The organism is Halomonas sp. (assembly GCF_031581305.1).
Lineage (GTDB): Bacteria > Pseudomonadota > Gammaproteobacteria > Pseudomonadales > Halomonadaceae > Halomonas.
The window spans coordinates 1-8,890 of record NZ_JAVLBC010000135.1; the positions used below are offsets into that span (position 1 = coordinate 1).

At 66.3% G+C, this 8,890-nt stretch carries 7 protein-coding genes; 2 read left to right on the forward strand and 5 right to left on the reverse strand.

The window, feature by feature from the left end:
• Window positions 1-124: 124 nt before the first annotated feature.
• From RI841_RS11590 to RI841_RS11610, 5 genes are all read right to left on the reverse strand, one after another.
• Window positions 125-1,306, reverse strand: a complete 1,182-nt coding sequence (locus tag RI841_RS11590) for an acyl-CoA dehydrogenase (protein WP_310705758.1) — start codon at window positions 1,304-1,306, stop codon at window positions 125-127.
• Between the two features lie 101 nt (window positions 1,307-1,407).
• Window positions 1,408-2,793, reverse strand: coding sequence for an MATE family efflux transporter (locus tag RI841_RS11595; RefSeq protein ID WP_310705759.1), 1,386 nt, complete (start codon window positions 2,791-2,793; stop codon window positions 1,408-1,410).
• A 171-nt stretch (window positions 2,794-2,964) separates the two neighbouring features.
• The gene (mmsB, locus tag RI841_RS11600; RefSeq protein ID WP_310705760.1) at window positions 2,965-3,867 is read right to left on the reverse strand and encodes a 3-hydroxyisobutyrate dehydrogenase; all 903 of its coding nucleotides are present in this window, start codon (window positions 3,865-3,867) and stop codon (window positions 2,965-2,967) included.
• A gap of 206 nt (window positions 3,868-4,073) precedes the next feature.
• A complete protein-coding gene (locus tag RI841_RS11605; RefSeq protein ID WP_310705761.1) occupies window positions 4,074-5,228 on the reverse strand; it encodes an enoyl-CoA hydratase/isomerase family protein in 1,155 nt (384 codons plus the stop codon).
• Window positions 5,229-5,238: 10 nt separating this feature from the next.
• The gene (locus RI841_RS11610; RefSeq protein WP_310705762.1) at window positions 5,239-6,405 is read right to left on the reverse strand and encodes an acyl-CoA dehydrogenase family protein; all 1,167 of its coding nucleotides are present in this window, start codon (window positions 6,403-6,405) and stop codon (window positions 5,239-5,241) included.
• 263 nt (window positions 6,406-6,668) lie between these two features.
• Here RI841_RS11610 and RI841_RS11615 point away from each other — a divergent pair, with 263 nt between their 5' ends.
• Both RI841_RS11615 and RI841_RS11620 read left to right on the forward strand, forming a co-directional pair.
• Window positions 6,669-7,112, forward strand: coding sequence for a MerR family DNA-binding transcriptional regulator (locus RI841_RS11615; protein WP_310705763.1), 444 nt, complete (start codon window positions 6,669-6,671; stop codon window positions 7,110-7,112).
• 96 nt (window positions 7,113-7,208) lie between these two features.
• The coding region (locus RI841_RS11620) for an AMP-binding protein (RefSeq protein WP_310705764.1) at window positions 7,209-8,890 on the forward strand (1,682 nt) is incomplete at its 3' end.

The following is an 8,890-nucleotide window of genomic DNA, read 5'->3' on the forward strand; positions in this document are numbered from 1 at the left end:
GCGCTGTGAATACCTCCCTGTACGCTACCGACGCCATCCCTGGCGTAGGACCTCCCCTTCGGCTTGTTCCCGATACCCTCGTTCGTCGCATGCCAGTTAGTCGCATGCCATGTAGCCTGCCGGCTCAGCCGGTAAAGGCCTGGATGCCAGTCTGGGCACGTCCGAGGATCAGGGCATGGACGTCGTGGGTGCCCTCGTAGGTGTTTACCGCCTCGAGGTTCATCACATGGCGGATCACGTGGTACTCGTCGCTGATCCCGTTGCCGCCGTGCATGTCTCGGGCCACCCGGGCGATGTCCAGCGCCTTGCCACAGTTGTTGCGCTTGATCAGCGAGATCGCCTCCGGGACCAGCTGGCCGTCGTCGATCATGCGGCCGACGCGCAGCGCCGCCTGCAAGCCCAGGGCGATCTCGGTCTGCATGTCGGCGAGCTTCTTCTGGATCAGCTGATTGGCGGCCAGGGGGCGACCGAACTGCTTGCGCTCCAGGGTATAGTCGCGGGCCGCATGCCAGCAGGCCTCGGCAGCTCCCATGGTGCCCCAGGCGATGCCGTAGCGGGCGCGGTTGAGGCAGGAGAACGGCCCCTTGAGGCCGGTGACGCCGGGCAGGCGCTGATCGTCCGAGACCTCAACGTCCTGCATGGCGATCTGGCCGGTGATGGAGGCGCGCAGGCTGAACTTGCCCTCGATCTTGGGGGCCGAGAGGCCCTTCATGCCCTTCTCGAGGATGAAGCCGTTGACCACCCCCTCGTCATCCCGTGCCCAGACCACGAAGACGTCGGCGATGGGCGAGTTGGTGATCCAGGTCTTGGTGCCATTGAGCCGCCAGCCGGCATCGGTTCGGGTGGCACGGGTACTCATGCCGCCGGGATCGGAGCCGTGGTCGGGCTCGGTGAGACCGAAGGCCCCCACCCACTCGCCGCTGGCCAGTTTCGGCAGGTACTTCTCGCGCTGGGTCTCGCTGCCGAAGGCATGGATCGGGTACATCACCAGGCTCGACTGCACGCTCATGGCACTTCGGTATCCAGAGTCGACACGCTCCACTTCTCGGGCAATCAGACCATAGCTGACGTAGTTCAGTCCGGCGCAGCCGTAGCCGTCGATGGTCGCGCCGAGCAGGCCCAGCTCGCCCATCTCGTTCATGATCTCGCGGTCGAAGCGCTCGTGACGGTTGGCCTCCAGCACCCGCGGCAGCAACTTCTCCTGACAGTAGTCATGGGCGGTCTGGTGGACCATGCGCTCGTCCTCGGAGAGCTGATCGACGAGGCGGAAGGGGTCGTCCCAGGTGACGGGGGTGATCTGGCTCATGGAGTGTCCTCGATTGGCGTGCTGGTAATTTCTATATTTTCATAGAATGTAGACCAAACGGACGCATCTGCCAAGTACGAAGTCGCCTGCTCGCTCGTCTTTCAGCGCGCTCCCTGGCGCGCCAGCTCGGCGCGAATCTGTCGCCAGGCGACCAGCGCGACCAGCAGGTTGGCAGCGAGCATCCCGGCGAAGACGCCGGTGCTGCCGGCCAACCGCCCGCCCAGCCAGGCCAGCGGCACGGTCAGCGCGAAGAGCCTGACCACCGACAGCCGCATGGCACGAGCAGGACGGTGCAGGGCGTTGAACGAGGAAACCGCCAGTATCACCACGCCCTGGGCACCGAGCCCGAGAGGCACCAGCCAGAGGAAGCTACGCAATACCTCCCCGACCGACGCTCGCTTGGCATAGCCGGCCACCAGCCAGGGTGCCAGCAACTGCAGCACGCCCCAGACCAGCAGCTGCCAGGCCAGCACGAAGACGAAGCAACCCAGGATCGCCCGACGGACGCGATCATGCTGGCCGGCGCCGGCATTCTGGCTGACCAGCGGTGACAGGGTCATGGAGAGCGCCAGCACGGCGATCTGGGAGATCGCCTCGATACGCGTCCCGACGCCGAAGCCGGCTACCGCATCGTGGCCATGGCCTGACACGATGCGAGTCACCAGCCCCAGGGCAATGGGCGTGAAGACACTGGTGACGGCCGCCGGTCCCGCAATGCGGCCAAGCTCACGCCATGAATCGAGCAGCCCGCGCCCAGTCAGGCCGGCCAGGTCGAAGAGATCGCGCAGTTCGCGCTGGACGACCAGTACACCGGCCATGAGCGCCCAGCTCAACACGGTGGCGAGCGCCGCGCCGGAGACCCCCAGGGCCGGAAAGGGCCCGATGCCGAAGATCAGCCACCAGTCCAGCAGCACATTGGCCCCGGCAGCCAGCACCATCATCAGCCCCTGGGTGGCCGTATTGCCGTGAGCCCTCAGGATGCTGTTGAGCACCCTCGGCACGATGACCGCCGCCGCCCCCAGGTACCAGATACCCATGTAGTCGCGGATATGCGGCATCAGCAGGTCATCGGCGCCCATCAGGCGGAACAGCGGTTCCAGGGTGGCGAGTCCCAGCAGCGTCATGCACAGCCCCACCCCCACCGCCATCAGGGCCGCATCGGTGGCCCGCCGCCTGACCGTGTCCAGGTCGCCCTGCCCCAGCCGGCGGGCCACCACTGCCGAGGTGCCGATGCCCAGGCCGATGGCCAGGCTGATCACCGTGAACACCACCGGAAAGGTGAAGGCCACCGCCGCCAGCTCCTCGGTGCCGAGGCGCGAGATGAACCAGGTATCCACCAGGTTGAAGCTCATCATGGCGATCATGCCGCCGACCACCGGCAGGCTCTTGCGCAGTAGCGTCAGGCCGATGGGCCCCTCGAGCAGGTCGCGACGGGCGGGACCTGGCCGAGGGGCGGAGGACGAGGACGGGGAAGCGGGTGCGCTCATGCAGGCTCTCGACAAGAAAACGGGCACTGGATTGTGCCGCGTCCCCGAAGGGAGGGCAAAGCGCGCCGAGCGCCGAGCAGGATGTTGCTCACGCACCACCATGGCGACAAGGAATAACCTCCAGCAGGCGACTCTGCTGGAGGTTTTCTTGGCTGCTTGGCTGCTTGGCGCTTACGTCTCCTCGCCCTGGCGGTAGAGGGTCTGAATGCTGGAGAAGTCGAGCTGGCCACTGCCCTGGGCACTGTGCAGGGCGAAGAGGTTGCGGGCCTGAGACCCCATGGGGACGGTGGACTTCGAACCCAGCGCCAGCTCCCAGGCCAGCCCCAGGTCCTTGGCCATCAGGTCGGTCAGGAAGCCGCCCTGGTAGTCACGGGAGGCAGCAGCACCTTCCATCACGCCGGGCCAGGGGTTGTAGACGTTGAGCGCCCAATTGCCGCCGCTGCTCTGCTTCATGATCTCGGAGAGCACGGCCGGATCCATACCGTTCTTCACACCCAGCGCCAGAGCCTCGGCGGTACCCGACATCAGGATGCCCAGCAGCATGTTGTTGCAGATCTTGGCCACCTGGCCAGCACCCACTTCCCCCGCGTGGAAGATGTTCTTGCCCATGGCCTCGAGCAGCGGCTTGGCCTGGTCGAAACCGACCGCCTCGCCGCCGACGATGAAGGTCAAGGTACCGGCCTTGGCCCCGCCCACTCCGCCGGAGACCGGGGCGTCCAGATAGGTGAAGCCTCGCTCGGCGGCGGCGGCCCCCACCAGGCGGGCATCATCCGGCGCGATGGTCGAGGAGTCGACGAGCAGCGGCTTGCCCTCGAGGGCATCGAGCAGCCCCGGGGCGCCATCGCGGCCCAGATAGAGCCCCTTGACGTGTGCTCCAGCCGGCAGCATGGAGACGACCACGTCCGCCCCAGCGGCGGCGGCCTCGGCGCTGGCAGCGCGCTTTGCCCCCTCGGCTTCCAGGGCCTGGATGGCGCTTTCAACCAGATCGAAGACGGTGACGTCATGGCCGGCCTTGACCAGGTTGATGGCCATGGGCGCGCCCATGTTGCCAAGGCCGATAAAGGCGATATTCATAGGTTGTGCTCCTTGTTGTTGATTTCGTGAACTCTGAAGCTGCAATGCTTGATACTGGGCCGGCGACATGTCCCGACGTGTCGGACCATCGAGGAAGCGCTGTGACCCTGTCCCTCGGCGCTACCGATGCCATCCATGGCATAGGACTCGCTCTACGACCTGTCCCCTGCGTCTCTCGCTGGGCACCTCAGTTGCAACGTCAGTCTTCATCCGATCCGGTGGCCGACACCGAGGTCGCGAAGGGGATGTGACTCGCTGGACCAGAGCGGGGTCATCAGGGCCTGGATATCGGCCTGGGGCACCCCGGCCACACTGGTATGCTGCCAGCGTGGCGCCTTGTCCTTGTCGATCAGCAGCGCGCGCACCCCCTCCACGAAATCGCCCTGGCGGCAGCACTGCACCGACAGGCCAAGTTCGTCGCGGAAGGCATCGGCGAGGCTGGTGTGGGCGTGGCGCTCGAGCATGCGCCACACCAACTGGGCGCTCATCGGGCAGCCGGTCTCGAGACGGGCGCGGTTGGCGGCGAGCCAGCCGTCGTCGGTGGTGTCGCGCAGGATGCGCTTGACGGCCGTGACCGCATCCACCCGGCCCACCAGCGCCTGAATATGGTCAAGGTGCGGCCACACCTGGCCGGCGGGCACGGCGCGGCGGTCCTCGTGGCCGTCGAGCACCCCCTGCACCCCGGCGCGCAGGGCCGACAGGCTGCGGTCACCGTAGTCGGCCTCTTCCAGGGCGCCGAGCAGCGCCTCGCGGCGCTCCCTCGGGATGAAGCGGTCGGCCAGCCCCAGGTCCAGGGCATCACGGGCATTGAGCTGGGCCCCGGTCAGGCCCAGGTAGGCCCCCACCCCGGCGGGCATGCGCCCCAGGAACCAGCTGGCACCGATATCGGGATAGAGGCCGATGGTGATTTCCGGCATGGCGATGCGCGTGGTCTCGGTGACCAGGCGCTGGAAGCCGCCGGCCAGCAGCCCCAGGCCGCCGCCCATGACGATGCCGTCGCCCCAGACCATCAGCGGCTTGGGGTAGGTGTGGATGCGGTAGTCGAGACGGTACTCCGCGGAGAAGTAGGTCTCGGCGAAGAGGCCGTCGCGGCCGGCACCGCGGTTCTCGCCCTCCTCGGTCAGCGAGCGGTAGAGGGCCACCACGTCACCGCCGGCACAAAAGGCCTTGTCGCCGCTGCCCTCGAGCCACACCGCCACCACGCTGCGGTCCACCGCCCAAGCCTCGAGCTTGGCCTCGAGCTGGCGGATCATCTCCAGCGACAGGGCGTTGAGCGACTTCGGCGCGTTGAGGGTGGCCACGCCAATGCGGCCACCATCGCGGGTGGGCAGCTCGTCGAAGAGTACTGCAAGGTCCGACATCTGGGCTCTCCTATTGCAAGGATTCGATGACACCGTCGGCCAGCAGGCGACGGGCGACGATCAGGCGCATGATCTCATTGGTGCCCTCGAGAATCTGATGCACTCGGGTATCACGGACCAGACGCTCCAGGGGGTATTCACGGATGTAACCATAGCCACCATGAAGTTGCAGAGCCTCATTGCACACGTTGAAGCCCATGTCGGTAGCGAAGCGCTTGGCCATGGCGCAGTGGGCCGTGGCTTCGGGGTCGTCCTCGTCGAGCCGCCATGCGGCATGACGCACCATCAACCGCGCGGCCGTCAATTCGCTGGCCATGTCCGCGAGCTTGAACTGCAGGGCCTGGAAGCTCGACAGCTCGCGCCCAAACTGCTTGCGCTCGGCGAGGTAGTCCCGCGACAGGGTCAGCGCCTGCTGGGCGGCCCCGAGCGAGCAGCTGGCGATGTTGAGGCGCCCGCCGTCGAGGCCCTTCATGGCAAATCGGAAGCCTTCCCCCTCCGCCCCCAGGCGGTTGGTGACCGGCACCCGCACGCTGTCGAAGCTGACCAGGCGCGTCGGCTGGCTCTTCCAGCCCATCTTCTCCTCGTTCTTGCCGTACTCGACCCCCGCGGCATCGGCCGGTACCACGATCGCCGAGACGCCGCCGGCGCCGCTGTCGGGTGCGCCGGTGCGGGCCATGACCACCAGCACCTCAGTGGCCCCCGCGCCGGAAATGAACATCTTGCTGCCGGAGAGGACATACTCGTCCCCCTCGCGCACGGCCCTGGTGCGCAGGCTGGCGGCATCGGAGCCGGCACCGGGCTCGGTCAGGCAGTAGGAGCCGAGCGCTTCACCGGCTACCATGGCAGGCACCCAGGCCTCGCGCAGGGCATCGTCGCCCCAGCTGGCGATCATCCAGGTCACCATGTTGTGAATGGTCAGGTAGGCGGTGGTAGCGATGCAGCCCTGGGCGAGCTGCTCGAAGATCAGCGAGGCCTCGAGGCGCGAGAGGCCCAGGCCGCCGTGCTCCTCCGGGGTATAGATGCCGAGGAACCCCGCCTCGCCGGCCCGGCGGATCACGTCCACCGGGAAGTGGGAACGCGCGTCCCAGTCGGCGGCGTGGTCGACCAGCTCGGCCCTCGCGAAGTCGGCGGCCGCCGCAGCCAGCGCCTTCTGGTCATCGGTCAGGGAGAAGTCCATGGGGAATCCCTCTTGTTCAGCAATGGGTGGGTGACGTCTTTGTGGTTGTTGTCCGGGCCACTGCGGCCCCCAGGCGGGTCTCGGGGACACCCGGCAACATCGTTGCCTCGCCCGGCCGGCTGGACACCAACCTAGCAATTGCTAGGTTTATCCCATATCACCCCATGGTCGAACAAGCACTTTACGTTAACGTAAACCTCGTCTAGTGTTGCCAGACGAGGTGGGAAACCGCCGGTTCACCACCCGGTCACAGGATCAACGTCATGACACAGACAAGTGCCCCGGCCGACGAGGCCAGCCAGGAGGCCCTGCCCCGCCAGCACCGACACTACACCATCGGTGAGCTGGCGAGGATGTTCGAGGTCACGCCACGTACCATCCGCTTCTACGAGCAGGAGGGCCTGCTGGCACCCCGACGCGAGGGACAGAAGCGCATCTACCGCGAGAAGGACCGGGTGCGCCTGAAGCTCACCCTGCGCGGCAAGCGGCTGGGATTCTCGCTGGCCGAGATCCGCGAAGTGGTGATGATGTACGACGCCATGCCCGACGGCAACGCTCGCCAGCTGTGGCGACTGCTGGAGATACTGGCCGACAAGCGCGCCAATCTCGAGAGACAGCTGGAGGACATCCGCCTGATGCGCATGGAGCTCGACGACGTGGATCACCGTGCCCGAGAGGTGCTGCGCAACCTCGGCCACGAGGCCTGAGCATCGAACAGGCGACCCGGCGCCGCCTAAGCGAAGCACGACGTCATCACCGGTTTCACGCACACCGCCACAGGCAACAACAAGACGAGAAACACCATGACACGCCAACATCAATCGATCAGCTACGTCAGCGGCATCAGTGATACGCCCCTCAAGGGCCAGACCATCGGTGACTGTTTCGACGACACCGTGTCACGCTTTGCCGAACGCGACGCCCTGATCAGCCGCCACCAGGGGCTGCGTTACAGCTGGAAGGCACTGCAGCAGGCCGTGGACGAGGCGGCCCGTGCCCTGCTCGCCCTGGGGGTGGACAAGGGGGATCGCGTCGCCATCTGGTCGCCCAACTGTGCCGAATGGACCATCACCCAGTTCGCCACCGCGAAGATCGGCGCCATCCTGGTCAACATCAACCCCAGCTATCGCACCCACGAGCTCGACTACGCCCTCAAGCAGTCCGGTGCCTCGACGCTGGTCCTGCAGGGGGCCTTCAAGACCTCCGACTACGTTGCCACCCTGGCCGAGCTGGCCCCCGAGCTGCGCGATGGTGCCCCGGGCACCTTCTCCTGCCAGCGCCTGCCCGAGCTCAAGCGGGTGGTCTGCCTCGATGCCGACCGCGCGCTGACCGGCATGCTCACCTGGCCGCAGATGCTGGCCCATGCTGACGAGGTCTCCGCCGAGCACCTGGCCGATGTCCAGGCCAGCCTGCAGTTCGACGACCCGATCAACATCCAGTACACCTCGGGAACCACGGGGGCACCCAAGGGCGCCACCCTCTCCCACCACAACATCCTCAACAACGGCTTCTTCGTGGCCCGTACCATGAACCTCAGTGAAGCCGACCGCATGGTGATTCCGGTACCGCTCTATCACTGCTTCGGCATGGTGATGGGTAACCTGGGCTGCGTGACCCACGGCACCACCATGATCTACCCCGGGGACGGCTTCGAGCCGGAGGCGACGCTTCGGGCGGTCTCCGAGGAGAAGGCCACCACGCTCTACGGGGTGCCGACCATGTTCATCGCCGAACTGGAGCATCCGGAATTCGAGACCTTCGACCTCTCCAGCCTGCGCACCGGCATCATGGCCGGCTCCATCTGCCCCATCGAGGTGATGCGCAAGGTGATCGATCGCATGAACATGCAGGACGTCACCATCTGCTACGGCATGACCGAGACCAGCCCGGTGAGTACCCAGACCCAGACCGATGCCCCGCTGGAAAAACGCGTCACCACCGTGGGCACCATCCATCCCCACCTGGAAGTCAAGCTGGTCAGCCCCGACACCGGCGCCGTCGTGCCCCGCGGCGAGACCGGCGAGCTCTGCACCCGCGGCTACAGCGTGATGCTCGGCTACTGGAACAACCCGGAAGCCACCGACAAGGCCATCGACAAGGCCGGCTGGATGCATACCGGCGACCTCGCCACCATGGACGATGAGGGCTATGTGGCGATCGTCGGACGCATCAAGGACATGATCATCCGCGGCGGCGAGAACATCTACCCGCGCGAGATCGAGGACTTCCTCTACACCCATCCGGCCATCTCCGATGTCCAGGTGATCGGCGTGCCCGACGAGAAGTATGGCGAGGAAGTGATGGCCTGGGTGAAGTTGAGCGAAGGCGAGAGCCTCGACGAAGAGGCGCTCAAGGCCTTCTGCAAGGGCCAGATCGCCCACTACAAGATCCCGCGCTACGTGAAGTTCGTCGACGACTTCCCGATGACCGTCACCGGCAAGATCCAGAAGTTCAAGATGCGCGAGGAGGCCACCCACGAGCTGGG